This window comes from Paenibacillus sp. FSL R5-0517 (genome assembly GCF_037974355.1).
GTDB lineage: Bacteria > Bacillota > Bacilli > Paenibacillales > Paenibacillaceae > Paenibacillus.
The window spans coordinates 3,478,491-3,496,897 of the sequence record NZ_CP150235.1 but is presented as its reverse complement, the minus strand read 5'-3'; the positions used below and the strand labels follow the sequence as shown (position 1 = coordinate 3,496,897).

Sequence of the window (18,407 nt, the reverse complement as noted above, 5' to 3'; positions counted from 1 at the left end):
CGGACATCGAAAGCCAGGCAGAATACTGCTTGCCAGGTAAGACTGAACTATAGATATGTAAACAAAACTCAACCGTGAAAGATGTGAGTAATTATGAGTAAACAAAAGCTATACTACGGTAAGGATATCGAGGTCATGTTTAATTCGGATGTCTGCATTCATTCAGGTATTTGCGTAAAGGGCCTCCCTGCTGTGTTTGATTTGAGCAAGCGTCCTTGGGTTGATCCTGATGGTGAGACTTCGGAGGCCATTGCCCGTCATATCGACACATGTCCAAGCGGAGCATTGACGTACAAGCTTCTGAACGATGAAGACTCAACAAAGAAAGAGGATGAACATGCATAATGTAGAACATGAAGTTGCCAATAAGAGATTTCTTATTCATGATAACGGCGACATTGCTGCGGTAATGACGTATGTAATTTCAAGTCCAGAACTATACATTATTGATCACACATTGGTTGAAAATGCATATCGGGGACAAGGGCTTGGGGATGAACTTATCAAAGCTATGGTTGAATATGCGCGGGAAAACGATATTAAGATTTTACCTTTATGCCCTTTTGCCAAGGGACGTTTCGAACGTATCTCCGAATATGCGGATGTTCTCCATCAATAAAACTAACTTTCTCCGCTGAATTTCATGTGGCTAACCAATGTAATGGTTAATTATTGGTGAATTCCGATACTCCCGCCACACAACAATTAAAAAGCGTCTATATCATTCAGAACATGATATAGACGCTTTTTACGTTTCCTGCTTATACGTTATCGCTTAAACCAACGATTGTTTCGAACGGTCGCAACACCAGTCGCAGCATGCCACTCTCATAGTTGGTAAGCCAGATCTCCGAGAAGTTGAGGCCAAGCTCATCTTCCTCAAGCTCCACGATATGTTCGGTTAGATTGATGACAACCAGCACCTGTTGGTCTGCCAGTGTACGTGTATATGCATATACACTCGGATGATCCGGCATAAGAAGTTCATAGATACCGTAAGTCAACGTATCGTGTTTTTTTCGCAGCTGAATCATTCGTTTATAAAAGTGAAGGATGGAACGTGGTTCCTGAAGTTGTTTCTCTACATTAATATTGACGTAGTTGTTATTCACTTTTAACCATGGCGTACCGGTGGTAAACCCGGCCTCTTTGGACGAAGACCACTGCATCGGCGTTCTGGAATTATCACGACTTGAAGCCCAGATGATGTTCATGATCTCTTCATGAGACATCCCCTCTTCACTTTTAATCTGATACATATTCCGATCGGCGATGTCGTTATAATCTTCTATGGAAGGGTAAGCCACGTTGGTCATGCCTATTTCTTGCCCTTGATATATGAAAGGTGTGCCTTGCATGAAGAAGTACATGGCACCAAGCGCAGTGGCACTTTCATACCAATACGCACTGTCATTTCCCCAAGATGAAACTTTGCGGGGCTGATCATGATTTTCAATAAACAATGCATTCCAACCGACGTTTTCTAGGGATTTCTGCCACTTGGTCAAGACGTTTTTCAATTTGGGGATATCCAGTTCTCTGTCCGTACTGTTTTTCCAAAGGTCTAGATGTTCGAATTGGAAAACCATATTAAATTTCCCTCTGACTTCACAGATCCAATCCAGCAGATCTTCCTGGTCCTCTACCTTTACTCCGTTCGCTTCCCCAACAGCCACGACGTCATATCTGGACAATGTATTCTCTTTCATTTCTTGCAGATAACTCTGGATTCCCTTCACATTCATATGTTTTTCAAAAGAAGAGATGTATTTGAAGCCTTCTTTAACAGGCATGTCCAAGAGGCCCTCTTCCTTGTGAATATGGCTAATGGCATCCACACGGAACCCATCAATCCCTTTATCCAGCCACCAATTCATCATTTCATATATGGATTTACGAACATCTTTATTAGCCCAATTCAAATCCGGTTGTTTTTTGGAGAACAGATGGAGATAGTACTGTCCGGAGACTTCATCATATTCCCAGGCAGAACCGCCAAAGATGCTCTCCCAGTTATTCGGTTCCTCTCCGTTCTTCCCATCTCTCCAGATGTACCAGTCTCGTTTGGGGTTATCCAGCGAAGCTCTGGATTCAATAAACCACGGGTGTTCGTCACTTGTATGATTAATCACCAAGTCCATAATAAGTTTCATGCCGCGGTGATGCACTTCATGCAGTAATTGGTCAAAGTCTGCCATCGTGCCGAATTCATCCATAATGGAACAATAATCACTGATATCATAACCATTATCATCGTTGGGTGACTTATACATTGGGCAGATCCAGATCAGATCAATACCGAGATCTTGGATATAATCCAGCTTGGATATGATCCCCTGAATATCACCAACACCATCTCCGTTGGAATCCATAAAACTTCTCGGATAGATTTGATAGGCTACTGCTTCTTTCCACCATACTCTTTTCATTGAATATAATCCTTCTTTCTTGAGAACTGACAATTATATAACATATTACGTAGTATGCTTTACGCATGCATAAGGTACATTCTTGCTTCATATGGACGTAATATGCTCTCGGAGAGCTCACCTGTATAATTGGATATCAGAAGCTGATTGGACTTTGTTAAATGCTCCTGAAGCGAAAGTTCGGTTGTATCGCCCTCGAAATTGCACACCACCATAATCGTAGTACCATTCAACGTGCGGGTATAGGCAAACACGTCTGGGTTTTCTGGAAAGATCAGCTCATAATCACCATATACAATGACTTCATGGTCTTTTCTAAGTTGAATCAACTTCCGGTAATAATGGAATATGGATTCGGGGTTATTCAAACTTTGCTCGGCATGGATATGCTTATAATTCGGATTTACCTTAATCCAGGGTTCCCCTCGTGTAAAACCTGCGTTATCAGAAGTATCCCACTGCATGGGTGTTCGTGCGTTATCGCGGCCCTTGGCGTAGATTGACTCCATCACGCTGCTTTCAGGATAACCTCTCCCCATTCTTTCCTTATAAAAGTTCAGCAATTCAATATCTCGATAATCCTCAATCGCATATTGTACATTCGTCATACCCAATTCTTCACCCTGATAAATATAAGGCGTGCCTTGCATGCCATGAAGAAGGGTAGCCAACATTTTAGCCGATTCGATCCTGAATTCGCCATCGTTCCCCCAACGTGAGACAATTCGGGGCAGATCGTGGTTGTTCCAGAACAAACTGTTCCAGGCTTCGCCCCCTAGCTCCGTCTGCCATTTGGACAGCACTTTTTTCAATTCCAACACATCCAAAGGTTTAAGAGCCCACTTTCCTTTGCCTTCTTGTTCATCCAGACTGATGTGTTCAAATTGGAATACCATTGAAAACTCGCTGCCGTCCGGGTTGCTGTACAGTTTGGCGATTTCCGGAGTGGCGCCCCATGTCTCGCCTACGGTCAGAAGGTCTTCCGCGTTTTGGAACGTCTCCTTGCTTAGTTCCCTGATATATTTATGCAGATTCGGTCCGTTGCCCGTAATCTTTGCATCCGGTTCTTTGCCAATTAAGTCGATAACGTCAAGTCGGAAACCACCAACACCCTTGTCGATCCACCAATTGATCATGTTGTATATCTCCTGCCGGACTTTCGGGTTTTCCCAGTTGAGATCTGGCTGTTTGACGGAAAATAGATGTAAATAATATTGCCCGATCTCAGGCACCCATTCCCAAGCTGAACCACCGAAGGTTGAACCCAAGTCGTTCGGAGCCGTTCCTTCAACACCATCTCTCCAGACGTAATAGTCATGGTACGGATTGTCTTTGCCTTTTTTGGCTTCTTGGAACCAGGGGTGTTCATCTGATGTATGGTTCAACACCAGATCCATGATGATCCGAATATCTCGTTTCTTCGCTTCAAGAATTAACGTTTCCATATCTTCCAAAGACCCAAACATCGGATCAATATCCTGATAATCTGAAATATCATAACCGTAATCATCCTGAGGGGACTTGCACACAGGTGATAACCAGATCGCACCAATGCCGAGTTCCTGCAAATAATCCAATCGGGATACAATGCCCTTCAAGTCGCCGATGCCATCTCCGTTACTATCTTGAAAACTCCGTGGATATATTTGATACACAACGGTTTCTTTCCACCATTTTTTATTTTCCATGTTCATTGAACCTCCTTAACGTTATTCTTTGACCGATCCGACGACAATACCAGTCACAAAGTATTTTTGCAGTAACGGATAAATCAGCAACAGCGGGATAACAGCAACTACGATTTTGGCTGCGTTCAGGTTTTTGTTCGAAATTTCAGTCAGGTTGCTGAGCTCGCTGGAATTCGTACCGGCTTGAAGCAAATCGGCAATATTCACGTTAAGGGATTGAATATAGGTCATTAGCGGATAATTGCTGACTTTGGTCATATAGATCAGACCGCTGAAGAAGTCATTCCATGTCCCCACAATACTGAACAAGGCAACTGTCGCCAGCGCTGGAATGGACACGGGAACATACACTTTGAACAAGACTTGAAGCGGATTGGCCCCATCAATGAATGCTGCTTCTTCAAGCGCTTTAGGTACAGCAGAGAAGAAGTTCATCACGAGGATGACACTGAAAATCGGAACAGCGCCTGGCAGAACAAGTGCCCATATCGTATTTAGCATATCCAGGTTTTTGATCAACAGGTAAGTCGGAATCATACCTCCACTGAACAACATGGCAAAAATCATGATATTCATATAAATGTTTCTGCCTTTGAATTCCCGCTTCGATTTGGATAACGGATAAGCCATCAAAATAATCAGAATCATATTAAGCACAAGGGCAAGTGCGACACGTAGAACAGATATGCCAAAGGAACGCCAAAACTGAGCATCATCGATAATTTTGGTATACGCTGCTGTTGTAAAATTGACCGGAACGAGACCTACTGCATTGGCAGATACCGCCTCGCTGCTGCTGAATGATATGGCAACGATATTCCATAACGGAAGAAGGCAGATCAATGCCAGCATAATCACAATGGCATAGATGACAAACCGGCCAATTCGATCTTTGAAGCTTGCTGAATAGGACACAGGTTTGGCCTCCTTAGAATATTTTTCGATCCGTATATTTTTTGGCCAACTGGTTGGCAGACATCAGCAAAACAATACCGATTACGGACTTAAACAAGCCAACAGCCGTACCGAAGCTATACTGTCGCCCAACGAGACCAATTCGATAAACATAGGTGTCCAGAATATCGCCCGACTCATAGACAACCGGATTATACAGATTATAAACTTGATCGAAACCGGCGCTCAAAATGTTGGTCAGGCTCATTACGCCCATGAGCAGAATAATAGGCAGCATGCCTGGTAAGGTGATATGCCATACTTTTCTCCACCAACTGGCTCCATCCATACCTGCCGCTTCATACAGACCGGGATCAATCGACGTGATCGCAGCCAAATACACGATGGAACTGTAACCAAACTCTTTCCATACATCTGTACCGATAATCAGTGGCTGGAACCAGGTGTTGCTGCCAAGAAAATTAATATTTTCCAGGCCAAAGAACGCGAGCATTTGATTCACAATGCCATCCAAACTGAACATGTTGACAACGACCGATGCCAGTACAACCCAGGATAGAAAGTGCGGTAGATAAACGATCGTCTGCACCGATTTTTTAACGTATTTGACACGAATTTCATTTAACAACACGGAAAAAATGATGGCCATCATCGTTCCAAGCAAAATCTTGCCAATCGCTATCACCAACGTATTGCTGACGACTTGCGCGATATCCGGCAGCTTGAACATATAAGTAAAATGTTTCAGCCCTACAAATTCAGAGCCAAACATGCCTTTGGCCGGTATATAGTCCTGAAAAGCCGTAATGATGCCGACCATTGGAACATAGCTGAATACCAGCAAAAACAAAATGCCTGGCAGCATCATCATATGGTACATGGCACCTGGGCCAAGCCGGCCTCTCGCTTTCATATTTCCCTGTTTCATGAATGAACCCCTTTCGTTGAAGAAAGGCTGCGTATCGCAGCCCCGCTACTGTTCATAGATGTTATTGTTTGGATGCGATCTCGTCCTCAATTTCCTGAATGACTTGATCACCGCCTTGTTTTTTCCAGTTATTCACGAATGTATCGAAGTAATCCAAAGGTTCTGAACCCGTTATAATTTTGATAAACGATTCCTGTTCGAGCTTCGTCAGATTGGCCCACGTCTGTTTCATGCTTGCTGTGGTTCCAGAGAAAGCAGGTGTCATCCATTCGAATTTCTTTTCCTGTGTCAGTTTGTCGATTAGTCCAACACCGTTGATCCGTGAATGATATTTGGACCAAGCAGTCACATCATCCGTATCCATGTCGCTCAAATAAGTTTTGATGCTGCCGATATTGTTTTTCGATTCGGTTGTTCGAACCTCATCCAAACCAATCTCACCTTTGATCCCACGAACAACGTCAGAGTAATCATCCAGCAGCGATGTAGCCGAGTTGACTTCGATATTAAAAGGTCTCGTAGATCCGTCTACCCCGGTCTCCTGGTACTTGGCAGCTTCCGGCATGGTTGTAGCGGCATCTTTATCATTGGCCAGTTTATCGTAGAACAGGTTAAGAATCTTAACGGCCAGTTCAGGGTGTTCATATCCCTTTCTCACCACGATAAACTGATTGGATGGATTGGCATGCGCCACGTTAACTTTGCCACTTGCGTCCTCCAGCGTATAAGCCGAGAATTTCGCATTTTTATCCATCTGTTTGGCACTGATCAGTCCCCAGTCAGGGATATGCCACGGTCCAAAAGCAATACCGCTTTGGCCATTGGCGTAGAGTGCGGTAATATCGTCAAACGTGCGGGTTCCAAATTGCGGGTCAATGATCCCATTCTTGAACCAATCCGCCATGATACCGAGCATCTTCTTCGTTGCTTCTGTCGTGGAACCATACACGATTTTGCCGTCTTCACCATTCATCCAATATTGCGGGAAGGCTCCTTCGGTTGAGGCCACACCCAGCATCGTATATGCAGAGCCATTGTAATCTGTTGTATTCATCGTGTTCACAAAGGGGATACCTACCGGGTTTCCGGATTGGCCAGGGTCTCTTTCCAGGAATTCCTGTGCCGTTTTCTCTACTTCATCGAGCGAGATGGCACCGTCTCCGTCTGCATCAAGTTGAATCCCGAGCAGATCCAACCAATCCTGACGAACCCAAACCATCGTGGGTGCAGAATCCAGAGAAGTCGCCGGAAGTCCCATTAAACGTCCGTCAATCGTCGCATTTTCTAATGCACGGCCATCATAGGAATCGTATATCTGCTTGATATTATCCGTAGCATATTGATCATATATGGTTGTCAGATCCTCAATCAGATCATTATCCACCAGCTCTTTTAATTCATCTTTGGAATCAACACGCATCATGTCTGGCAATTCCCCGGATGCGATGGCGAGCGAAACCTGACGGCTATAATCTTCGCCATTGGCTTCAAATTGATCTGAAATCTGAGCGTTAAACGTGTCTTTGACCAGCCGAGTATACGCGTTATTCTCATAGGTATCACCACTCGGCAGTTTCGGATTGGCTGTGGTTACTCGTCCCATGGTGACGGTAATTTCGTCTTTATAGGCACTGAACGGATCTCCAGGCGTTACCTCATATTTGCCTGCTTCTTCTGCAGTAGGAGGAGTGGAAGAGTCTCCACATGCCGCCAGGGCAGCAACCATTAAGGCAGACATGGACAGCACGGCCAGACGTTTTGTCAACCGATTGCTTTTCATGGACCATTTTGTTCTCATCTAGTTCGATTCCCCTTTTTCTGATGTTTAATATTTGTGTTTGCGCTTTCATTATAAAATGGAGTGAAGCCCTATCGTGATAGGGAATACACGTCCGTTTGGATAGAGATATGATTACAATTTTTCAGTCCGTATGATGAAGTATGGTTAACTTGTGAGCATTTACCCTACTTACGGATCTACATTCGTCTAACCACCCTGACTTTTAATCAAAAACAAAAGCCGGCAGCTCCTAAAACAGGAGGCTGTCGGCTATTTATTTCCTCTACCCAGCTGCCGATATTCGCTCGGCAGCAGACCTGTCAGTTCGCGGAAAATGCGGCTGAAATACTTTTCATCCGTATACCCCACTCGCTCCGCAATCCAGAAAATCGTATTATTTGTATTGAGCAAATACTCCTTGGACTTCTCTACCCGGATATATCGGGAGTACTCATTAAAGGTTCTACCCATCAGATCTTTGAAACATTGACTGAAATAACTTCGGCTGATGTTGAGTTGTTGCGACAGACCTGAAGCGGTATAGGCCTGCTCCATATCATTTTGTACGATCCTCACTGCTTTCTTAACGGCATCGATGATTTCCTGCGAATAGGAAGTCTGGGCATCTGCTTTTTGAATGCTTGCAGCTGTCTGCTTGATCCATGCTTCAACCTCGTACCAGGACTCAAAAGAATGAATCATGGCGATTCTTCCAAGCGTAGTTTGGGCAAAAAGGTGGTTCCATTCCATAACGATCGAGTACAGCAATCCCATCAACTGACCTTTATGTAATCGTAATGATATAAACTGGTCAATGAGTTGGTTGTAGTAACTGTCGTTGTGGGTCCATGGTGTCTGGAACCAACTTTGCTTAATTCGATCGATATCTTCATCCTGCGGTTCTTTTAAACTCGTGTTGTCCTCATTCATCGAAACGGTAATGACTTGGTTATTGGGGTTGTACGCATAGAAAAATGAAGTATCTGTATAATTCATAATCCAGTTTTTGATCTGTGACCATGTGCGCTCTTGTACATCAGACAAAACCAACAACGTACTATGGGCATCTTGATGCAACAATTCTTTCAATTGATGAAAGAGTTGATCCTCTTCCGATGGACGAACAGCCCACATGCAGCTATTACGCTCAACCTCCCACCTAATCTCATCTTCATGTGCAGTTATCTCCATTGGCCACTTAGGCTCTGATTTGCGATCCTGTGAAACCAGTGCATACACATGTTGATAATGGACGTTGATTTCATTCTGCGAAGGCATCTTTCTGATCGTGTTCGTCAACCCGTTGATTCGGGTATGTATCCGTTGCAAAACATGCTCGAATTGTTCTTTCTCCAGCTGGACTTTGGCTATATAGTCAATGGCTCCGAGTCTAAGTGCTTCCTGGATATAATCGAAATCCTGATGCAGGGTTAACACAACGATATGAAGTTCCGGATAGAGCTGCCTCGCAGCTCGCATCAGTTCAATCCCTGACATAACGGGCATCGCAAGATCCGTCAGCATCAGATCGACCGGTTGGGTTTTCAGGAAATCCAGTGCTTTCGCCCCGTTACTTGCCTCTCCTACAACCTCCATGTTGAACTCGTTCCATGGCATCGCAGAGCTAATGCCTTTGCGTACCAACTTATCATCATCTACAATTAATACCTTAATCATGCCGAGATATCTTCTCCTTTAATAGGCAGTACGAGCAGGATGCTTGTCCCTGTCCCCAATTCACTCTCGATCACCAGTTGTGCTTGGTCCCCGTACTGTGCCTTCAACATGCGGTGAACGTAATTGAGCCCGATGCCCATCCCTACTTTTTGTTGTTCAGCTACACGATTGTTTAGCAGATTATGAATGGTTTCTTCGGTCATGCCTGCACCATTATCTTGTATCATAATGTTCAGCGTTGCAGTGCATGTCACTTCAATCTGAATAAAACCTTCGTCACTCAATCCATGATATAACGAATTTTCAACCAGCGGTTGCAGAATAAAGCGGGGCACAGGAATTTGAAGCACTTGTTCATCTGCAGTAATGCGGACGTCAAATTCAAAGTCATAGCGAATTTGCTGCAAAATCAGATATTGTCTTAACGCATCAATCTCCTCTTCCATCGTGGATACTTGCCCTAATTTGCCCAAATTGTAATAAAGCAGCTTGTTCAATGATTGCACCAGCTTGTCGATCTCCCCTTGACCATTCATGACGGCCAACCAGTGCACCGTATCCAGTGTATTCATCAGAAAGTGCGGGTTAATCTGATAGAGCAGTTTTTCCACTTCCAGGTCTGCACGAATCTTCTCTTTCTGCTGAACTTCCTTGAAGAGGTCACCAATCTGATGCTGCATATTCGAAAATTCACCGAGCAGAAAATCAAATTCGGGAATCTGAGTACGAGCTCGGCTCCCGGTCGTTTGAGGATTCTTGGACATCCCATCGATTTCCGAATGGAACAGCCCGAGTGGTTTGTATACCATCTTCCACAGGAGCCAAGCGAGAAACACGGTAAAGCCGAGGAAAAATAAAGCGACCAGCAAAATTTGAAGCAACCACTGGTTTTTCTCCTGTTGATATTGAGCCTGCGAAATGACCGATACGACACTCCATTTCTGTGAGGAATCCTCCTTGAACCAGTGATACCCTCGGGATATTCCGTCCTTCGCAGGATCGGCTGTTAAGCTGGAGAAATTCTCGCCGACCTTCATGGCCTCCGGTATCTCACTGTACACAATGTTTCCTGTACCATCCAGGATGAGGTGAGATAATGCGCCGTTGTATTGATTGTAACCCAAGATATCCTGTGTAAGCCGAAAGCCGGACTCCACGTAAATGTACACATCGTCCCTCTTGGAGAGTTGTACTTTTCGCATAGCGGACAGAACGAGTTGGTCATCGAATCGGTTCATACTGATATGAGGGCCATAGTATTTAATGCCATAGGTTTGGAAGAGCACAGGTAAAGAGTCAAAAGATAAACGATCCTTGATTGGAAAGTTGCTAAACTGCGTTGTACCTTCTTTATCAAAGTAATATAGCGTCAGTCCGATGTTGGGATTGGTAAATGTGACCACACTTAACTCGCTCTTTAATTCGTCCCTGGCCTCAATCAATTGAAAGATATCAGAAGACGGATTCAAGAATTCATCCATGCTTTTGCCCAAAGTTCCCCTGTAGGACAATTGCTGGGTAACGTGATTCATATTGGTGATTGAATTGTCCAATGAGGACGTGACCTGCTGTAAATTGCTACGGATGCCATCATCAATTTTATTGGCGAAGATGGAGTCAATAGTATAATAAGAGATTGCAAATATGCTGATAAAAGGGATAAACGCACTGAGAAAGAACAGTAAAAATATTCTTTTTTTAAGAGTCATGGGAACCTATTCTCCTTCTGAAAATGAAACAGCAAGCTTCCTGTGTATGGAAGCTTGCTCCAAGTCCAATTTCCTTTCATCATTATAGATTGATATTCAAATATGTCAAACGCTTTCATAGTGGATGGTAAGATCTAAGAGATTAATAAATGAAGTTCTCTAAAAGGATCAAAATTTGCTCAATAAAGTGCTATCGATTTCGACATAATGAGTTCCATAAACTCATTCAGATGATTAGCCACTTTTTTAATTTCTTCAAATTCTGGTTCTTCTCCATATACGATGGCTCCTATTTCATTGGATAAGTCAATAGCATAGAAGGAATAAACACCGTTAACAGAAATCATGATTGGTAGATAATGATTCCACCATGTCGTTATTTCTGATCTCCATTGATCGTCCTCGTTTGCTGCTTCCAAGCTGAGCAGTTCAAATTCATTCCATTGAAAATCAGCATCTGAGCTATTTTTGTATTCACTCTCACAAAGGAACCATGTCTTTTCATCAGGAGTAATGCATCGTTCCATAACACGTAAAAAATCTAAATATTCTTCAGGAATAACTTTGTATCTAGTTATGAAACTAACATCTAAATCTAAATGACAATTCGATTTCTGAGTTATGATCCAACCGTTTGACTCAGCCCAACTCATAAATTCATGGATTTTGCTGCTCAAAGTGCACCTTCTTCCCTCAAAATGGACTCTCTTTACAATTTTATCGCAAAATAAGTAGAAAGTGCTACTCCTCGAATGGATGAGGAATAGCACTTTTTTATAAACCTAACCTACTTTATTTCATTGTGGATAATGGAATGCCTCAAACCTCTCAGCTACTCGCGCACCGTCACATTTAATTTGGTTGATCTGGTTTCCCCTGAAGGATTACGAAGCACAGCTTCATACTCATAGATTCCAGGTGCCCTTTCAGAGATTGCGGTAACCGCAGACTGTGCGCCAGGTGAGTGAGATTGCAGCGATTGTGTGTCAATCTTTACACCATTTTCGTAAAGTTCGTATTCGGTTGCGTTTGTTCCCCACCATAGATTCATGGTGACATTAAAGTTGCCGTCACCGTCCCAGTTGTCATGCGACAGAACGGCTTGCCCCGGGGAAGCATCCGTGACAACAACTGTCAACGGCGTACTCATGGTTGTACCCAGTGCATTGATTAGTTCCCCGGTATAGATGTAGGTGCCATTTTTCTTACCAGTAATATCAACTTGAACAGATTGGGCAGATGGGGATTGATCCACCAGGGAAATTTCCTTAATCAATTCACCATTCTCATACAGCTTGAACTGATTGCCGTTATTTCCCCACCACAGATTCATTGTGACGGTATAGTCCCCGTCTTTGAGACCCGTGTCATAACCATTATTGTCAGACAAGACCGGAGTGCCAGGGGCCCCGTTTGCGAGTGGCGTTGCCTGATGGAGCCATTCCTCCCACTTGATTAGCACACTTGCCTGCTCATCTGTAAATACGGTTCCTCTAGCTGCTTGAACGTCATTACCGTAGGATGCAAGCAACTGACGCGCTTTTGCTCCTTCACGATCGCTTGCTGCCTGTTTGGCCTGCTGTAACGTGTTTGTGAGCTGATCAGCAAGAACACCGGCATTCGGATCGATCGAATCAACTGCAAAGGCGCTGGTCAGATTGATCAGGCTGTCGAATGTAGCAATAACCGCAAAACGATATTCTACCGTCTGTTCCCACCCAGCCACATCGGAGACGGTTGCCGTAACCTGATTTAGGCCGGGTTCCAGTGTATACGCCGGAGTGTCCAGAAGCACACCCTCCGGTTCAGCCACACCGGATGCCGTATCGGAAGCGGTATAGCCAATTTCCACGTGCTGATCAATGGTGTACTCGGTTTGACCATGAATTTCAATGGTTGGTGGTACGAGATCAATGGATATGGACAACAATTGTTCGCTCTCTTTGTTACCGTCAACATCGATGCTCCAGTAGGTGATCGTATGTGTACCTTCTTCAGTTAGGGTCAACTGCGTGCCACTCACCGTTTCGCCACCATTAATTTGATAATAGGTCCCTTCGATTTCGGAGTCTTCATCGGTTGCTGTAAAGATCACTTGTACAGGAGAAGTATACCAGTCGTTCTGCGATTCCCCTTCCACAGTTGCCTTAGTATGCGGGGCTTCCTGTTCCGGTGATTCCCCTTCCAGTGTGACAAAATCAGATAAAGGGATATTTAAATCTTTGACAAGGCCTGCCACGAGTTCAGACACCTTGATTGCACCGTTCATCTGCAAATGTGTGTTGTCTTCGGTTGTACCTACCCACATGAATATCGATTTGGTTCCTTCAGTGCCAAGTTCCTGAAAATGCTCCCAACTGGCCTGATTGAGATCGATGAGGAGTGTCTCCGTTTCCTGCGCCGTCTCTTTCATCGCCTGTACGTATTCCGGGAAGCTTTTGTTCAGCACTTCTCCGGTAAAATCACGACGATTCACTGGCGTAACCAGCACCGGGATCGCCCCTCTTTGAAGAGCACCGTTAATGTATTCTTTCAGATATACCTTAAACTGCTCTGGCGTAAGATAACGCTCCGGACGTGAAGGTGTGGAATCGTTATGAGACCACTGCATGAACAGATAATCGCCTTCGTGAATGGCGAGCAGAATATCATTGAGATATCCGCCAACCAGGAAGGTTTTGCTGCTCAAACCGCCAACTGCCCGGTTATCAATGCTGACTTCATTTGCATCAAAATATTCACCCAACGTTTCGCCCCAACCTGCTTGTGGACGGTAGCTCTCCGCGTAATTGGCCACAGTTGAATCGCTCGCCAAATATATAACAGGTTTATCGCTTGCGCTGTGATCTGGCAGACGCTCCAGCTTCAGCGCATTGATCTTCGGTGCATTTCCGGTGAAGTTGAAGTTAAATACCCCATCAATCAGAGCAATATCGTACGTAATTTCTTTGAATTCGCCCTTGGCAACCGTTGTGAGCGGCAACTTGGTCATTTGCTCCACAACAACATTTGCGCTGGTTGATTCCTCTGCATCCCCGATGGTCATCGTTACCCGATAATTGGCCGGCTCCATTTCCGCCAGGAAGGAGGTGCCATTTACTCGTGTGAAATCCTCTTTGAGCGCATCCCCGGTCTCCCGGTTCTCATCTTTGGTCAGTGCAGTATCGGCAAAACCGTAACCGTTGCCTTCGATGTACGCTCTCTTGGCATCTACCTTGATGTATCCTTCGGCAGCACCGCCGGAACCAAAATCAAATCGGTATTCACTTATTTCTTCGCTCGGTTCACTTGTCAATGAATCCTTTGCCACAGTTAACATATTAAACGCATGGTCAACTTGAGCCTGAGTGGCTTCCGTATTAAATATCGCTTCCGCTGCTGTCAAAGCCCGGTTCACCACGGCCTTTGATGCATCTGTATAATCCGACAGATCCAGTGCTTTAATCTCATCGTACAGAGCGATTAATGCCGTCTGATCGCCACCATCCGAAGGAAGCTGCGTGCCTTCAATCCGCACGTTGTCGATCTGGGTAGTCCAGTTCAACGTGCCTCCACCGCCTTTTCTTGTTCCGAGGAATCGAATCGCTCTGACATTGTCGGCATATGCGATGGAACTCATAGGGATATCTTTAATTGTTTGTGTAACGGTCGGATTCGCCACATCTGTTAATGTGAGATCCAACGTTTTCTTCGCAAAATTAATGGTCGCATCCACAGTGACCCACTGGTTCTTGGAAATCTCAGTAGCCGTTCCCCCTTCGGGTATAGCTGTATCTCCTGTGCCGTAGTCCGGATTATATGCACCGATATAATAATGAATTTTGGTACTTCCGGTTTTGGTATACAACGTGAACAGGGCATTTTCGTTGGAATCCTGGACCGTGAGATGACCTTCTGACGGATAGGCACTCACATTACCGGATTGCCAGTCAAAGTTTACCTTTACCTGATCTCCGTTTACGGCATCAAACAGACGGAACACCTTAGCTCGATTGCCTGATCCAGACCCTGTGACAGACAGTACCTTATTCCCGGACTGTTCAACCACCGTTCCCGCCATGGTTCCTGCAATACCCGTGGCATTGACCATCGCATACTGGTAGCCCGCAGCGTCGCCTTCAAAATCCTCCTCATAGAGCTGGGTTTCCGGCTCTGGTTCGGGTTCGGAAATATCAGGGTCAATGACCAGCGATGAGATACTCAGCCCCATGTCTTTGACCGCACCAGCAACGAGACCGGCAATTTTCTGTGCACCATAACTGCTAAAATGAGTATTATCGTTGATTCCATTCGGGTATTTTGGATATTCACCCGGATTAGCATATAGGAATACTTTTTCTGTAGCTGTATTACCAATTTTGTCGTAGTACGCAATACTTAACTTGCTAAGATCAATCAGCGGCACGTCAAGTTCCTCCGCCACTTCTTTCGCTGCCTGCACATATGCCGGGAAGCTGACATTGAACTCCTGAGTCACTGTGTTGAAATCCCGGCGTCCCACTGGAGTGAGTAATACCGGGGTAGCGCCGCGCTGTTTGGCACCGTTTACATAACGAGCCAAGTAGATCTTATAGTCCTCCGGTGATGCGTACCGGTCCGGTATCCCTGCACTGGCGTCGTTATGACCAAAGGAAATGAAGAAGAAGTCCCCCGGCTTGATTCGCTGCAGGATCGTATCGAGACGACCGTCTACCATGAAGGATTTGCTGCTTCGACCACCGATCGCATCGTTCACGACGACTGCCCCATTGGAGAAATAACGTCCGAACTGCTGGCCCCATCCTTCTTGAGGAGCCTGCGCTTCACTGTAAGATTGCATGGTTGAATCACCAGCCATATAGATCGTTGTTGCCGCACCAGCCGCTTTCTCTGGATACTTTTCGATGATGACATCCTGGATGTCTATGGCTGTACCGGTGAAGAGCAGATCAAGCTGTCCATCCACCAATGCAACATCATAGGAATACTCCAGCGGTGTTCCAGCGGTCACATTTGTTACGGCGAGCTTCTGAACGAATTCGGATTTGACCCCCACGTTGGAGTTATGCGCATCACTGCCCAATCGCAGCGTCACCTTATAGTTGGCATTTGGCAGGTCAACAGCAAATGTTGTGCCTGTCACGACCGAAACCTCATTGTTACCTACGGTAACCCCACTTGTATCCTTGAATCCATATCCCGTTTCTTGTGAGTATAACGTGTCTTGTATAGCCGTATTTCCTGACGCTGTCTCTGTGCCAAAATCAAAACGGTAAACCTGCTCCGGCATCTCTGCTTCGCGGGTCAGCGCCAGATCGGCTTTCGGGAATGCTGTAGCTTCTGCTCCGAGATAAAAGCCGGTATGAGGCGGCTGATTGTAGGCTACATTTTGCCAGGCTACGCCAAGTCGGTACACAGGGTCCTGCATCAGCGTAGGGATGCGATAATCTGAAGGAATGGTCGTCGTGTAGAGACGATATTCCGAGCTATCTTCGCTCCGCAGCAGAATTTCTTCACGCCAGTCGCCCAGAATGTCCGCCTGAAGTGCCGGATTACCTTTGGTATGATTGTTCGTTAACGTACCGGTTGCCCGGAAGATTTCATTCAGCTTTTTATTTTCGTAATCCCATTTGTAAATGAGTGGAATTCCTTTGGCCGTACTGTTATCCCACTGATGGTCAAACAGCTCCCGCTGAAGATCTCCGTCCCACCAGATGGCGAAGTTGGCAGTTTTGGGCCCTTCGTCCACCGTGTAGATCGCATTTCCTGCAGCAGAATAGGTATTGGTTACAGGTACACTTTGCCCGTTGGTAACGGTCGTGGCCCATGATTCGTAGCCCGGATAGTTCGGATCGATGTCCGCCGACATCCCGCGACCGGTGTCAAAACCTGTTTTCTCACCCCAGAGGATTTCACCTGTGGAGGCATCGCGCATCTCCAGTCCGTACGCCGCATCTGAATGCTCGTGAACACTGACGACCTGATAGCCATCCCGATTCGGGTCAAGCTGACCGGCGTGCATGGCGTCACCGTGTCCAAGTCCGGTGCTGTACATCAAGCTGCCGTCATCGTCTATAGCTAGGGCGCCAAACATAATCTCGTCTTTGCCGTCATGGTCGGCATCCAGTACACTCAGATTGTGGTTGCCCTGTGCTTGATATTGTGATCCTGCTTCGTTGGTGTCGAACGTCCAGCGTTTGACGAGTTCTCCACCAACATAATCATAAGCAACAAGCACAGTGCGGGTATAGTAACCCCGACTCATCACGACGCTTGGTTTCGTACCGTCCAGATAAGCAATCGCGCCAAGAAAACGGTCTACACGGTTGCCATACCCGTCCCCCCAATCACTTACGTTGCCTCTTGGCGGATCATAATTCACCGTGGATACGGCTGCGCCAGTCTCGCCGTCGAACAGCGTGAGATATTCCGGCCCTGACAGTATGTATCCGCCGTCATTGCGATAATCCTTCGTCCCGTCACCAATAACTGTGCCTTGGCCGTCCTTCGTACCGTCCGCTGTCTTAACAACAACCTCGGCCTTTCCGTTGCCATCCAGGTCATACACCATTAACTGTGTGTAGTGCGCTCCGGCACGGATGTTTACGCCCAGGTCAATCCTCCACAGCTTCGTGCCATCCAGTTTGATGGCATCGATATAGACATTGCCCGTATAACCGGCCTGCGAATTGTCCTTGGAGTTACTCGGACTCCACAAGAAGACGATTTCATATTCGCCATCCCCATCCAAGTCAGCTACGGAAGCATCACCTGCATAATAGGAGTAGGTTCCGCCGTCCTTGGTCCGTCCGTCGGCCGGTTTATCCAGCGGAATAGGCAGATAATCGTTATGCCAGACCGATACAACCTCCGGCTGCATCTGCTCCTTGCCTGAAACAACAGTGGAAATCTGATATTGCGAGCTGTCGAAACCCGTGGTGTCCACATAGTTGGTCACGTCGCTTATGGGCGACGTATTCACTTTGGTTCCGTTTTTATATATATTGAAAGCGATATCATCTGGGTCGTTGTTTAAATACCTCCAGCTCAGAAAAACACCGTTGTCTACAAGAACCGCAACCAACCCCCGGTTCAGGTATTCTGCTTGGCGACCCGGCATGTTGTTTGAAGAAGACTCTGCACGCATCGGTGCTGGAGGAACAGCCAGAGAAATAACCATAAGGAGTGCTAAAAAAGATACAAACATCGATTTCTGGATGGAAACAGTTCTTCGGATCATTCGATTAACGCCTCCTTATCTAAAAATTCATTTTTAGAATCAACAGTTCGATCCTGCCCTGC

Annotated in this window: 11 protein-coding genes; 2 read left to right on the top strand and 9 right to left on the bottom strand. The window is 45.7% G+C overall.

Annotated features, from left to right (window positions below):
• The first annotated feature begins 93 nt into the window (after positions 1 to 93).
• Both MKX40_RS15480 and MKX40_RS15475 read left to right on the top strand, forming a co-directional pair.
• Entirely contained in the window at positions 94 to 345 is a 252-nt protein-coding gene (locus MKX40_RS15480; protein WP_339233629.1) for a (4Fe-4S)-binding protein, read from the top strand.
• Positions 338 to 619, top strand: a complete 282-nt coding sequence (locus MKX40_RS15475) for a GNAT family N-acetyltransferase (RefSeq protein ID WP_339233627.1) — start codon at positions 338 to 340, stop codon at positions 617 to 619. The genes MKX40_RS15480 and MKX40_RS15475 overlap by 8 nt, the downstream gene beginning before the upstream one ends.
• Positions 620 to 761: 142 nt before the next feature.
• Here the strand turns inward: MKX40_RS15475 and MKX40_RS15470 are convergent, their stop codons facing one another.
• From MKX40_RS15470 to MKX40_RS15430, 9 genes are all read right to left on the bottom strand, one after another.
• Positions 762 to 2,429 carry an alpha-glucosidase gene (locus MKX40_RS15470; RefSeq protein ID WP_339233624.1) on the bottom strand — a complete coding sequence of 556 codons (1,668 nt, stop codon included), beginning with the start codon at positions 2,427 to 2,429 and terminating at the stop codon, positions 762 to 764.
• Positions 2,430 to 2,488: 59 nt separating this feature from the next.
• Positions 2,489 to 4,117, bottom strand: coding sequence for an alpha-glucosidase (locus MKX40_RS15465; RefSeq protein WP_339233622.1), 1,629 nt, complete (start codon positions 4,115 to 4,117; stop codon positions 2,489 to 2,491).
• A 21-nt stretch (positions 4,118 to 4,138) separates the two neighbouring features.
• Positions 4,139 to 5,032: a carbohydrate ABC transporter permease gene (locus tag MKX40_RS15460; protein ID WP_339233620.1), complete on the bottom strand. Its 894-nt coding sequence runs from the start codon at positions 5,030 to 5,032 to the stop codon at positions 4,139 to 4,141.
• A gap of 13 nt (positions 5,033 to 5,045) precedes the next feature.
• The gene (locus tag MKX40_RS15455; protein ID WP_339233618.1) at positions 5,046 to 5,960 is read right to left on the bottom strand and encodes an ABC transporter permease subunit; all 915 of its coding nucleotides are present in this window, start codon (positions 5,958 to 5,960) and stop codon (positions 5,046 to 5,048) included.
• Between the two features lie 61 nt (positions 5,961 to 6,021).
• On the bottom strand, positions 6,022 to 7,758 hold the full coding sequence (locus MKX40_RS15450; RefSeq protein ID WP_339233616.1) for an extracellular solute-binding protein: 1,737 nt from the start codon (positions 7,756 to 7,758) through the stop codon (positions 6,022 to 6,024).
• Between the two features lie 252 nt (positions 7,759 to 8,010).
• A complete protein-coding gene (locus MKX40_RS15445) occupies positions 8,011 to 9,417 on the bottom strand; it encodes a response regulator (protein ID WP_339233614.1) in 1,407 nt (468 codons plus the stop codon).
• Complete coding sequence (locus MKX40_RS15440) at positions 9,414 to 11,126, bottom strand: histidine kinase (RefSeq protein ID WP_339233611.1); 1,713 nt, start codon at positions 11,124 to 11,126, stop codon at positions 9,414 to 9,416. The genes MKX40_RS15445 and MKX40_RS15440 overlap by 4 nt, the downstream gene beginning before the upstream one ends.
• A 179-nt stretch (positions 11,127 to 11,305) precedes the next feature.
• Positions 11,306 to 11,803: an SMI1/KNR4 family protein gene (locus tag MKX40_RS15435; protein ID WP_339233609.1), complete on the bottom strand. Its 498-nt coding sequence runs from the start codon at positions 11,801 to 11,803 to the stop codon at positions 11,306 to 11,308.
• 155 nt (positions 11,804 to 11,958) lie between these two features.
• Complete coding sequence (locus MKX40_RS15430; protein ID WP_339233607.1) at positions 11,959 to 18,345, bottom strand: GDSL-type esterase/lipase family protein; 6,387 nt, start codon at positions 18,343 to 18,345, stop codon at positions 11,959 to 11,961.
• Positions 18,346 to 18,407: the final 62 nt, after the last annotated feature.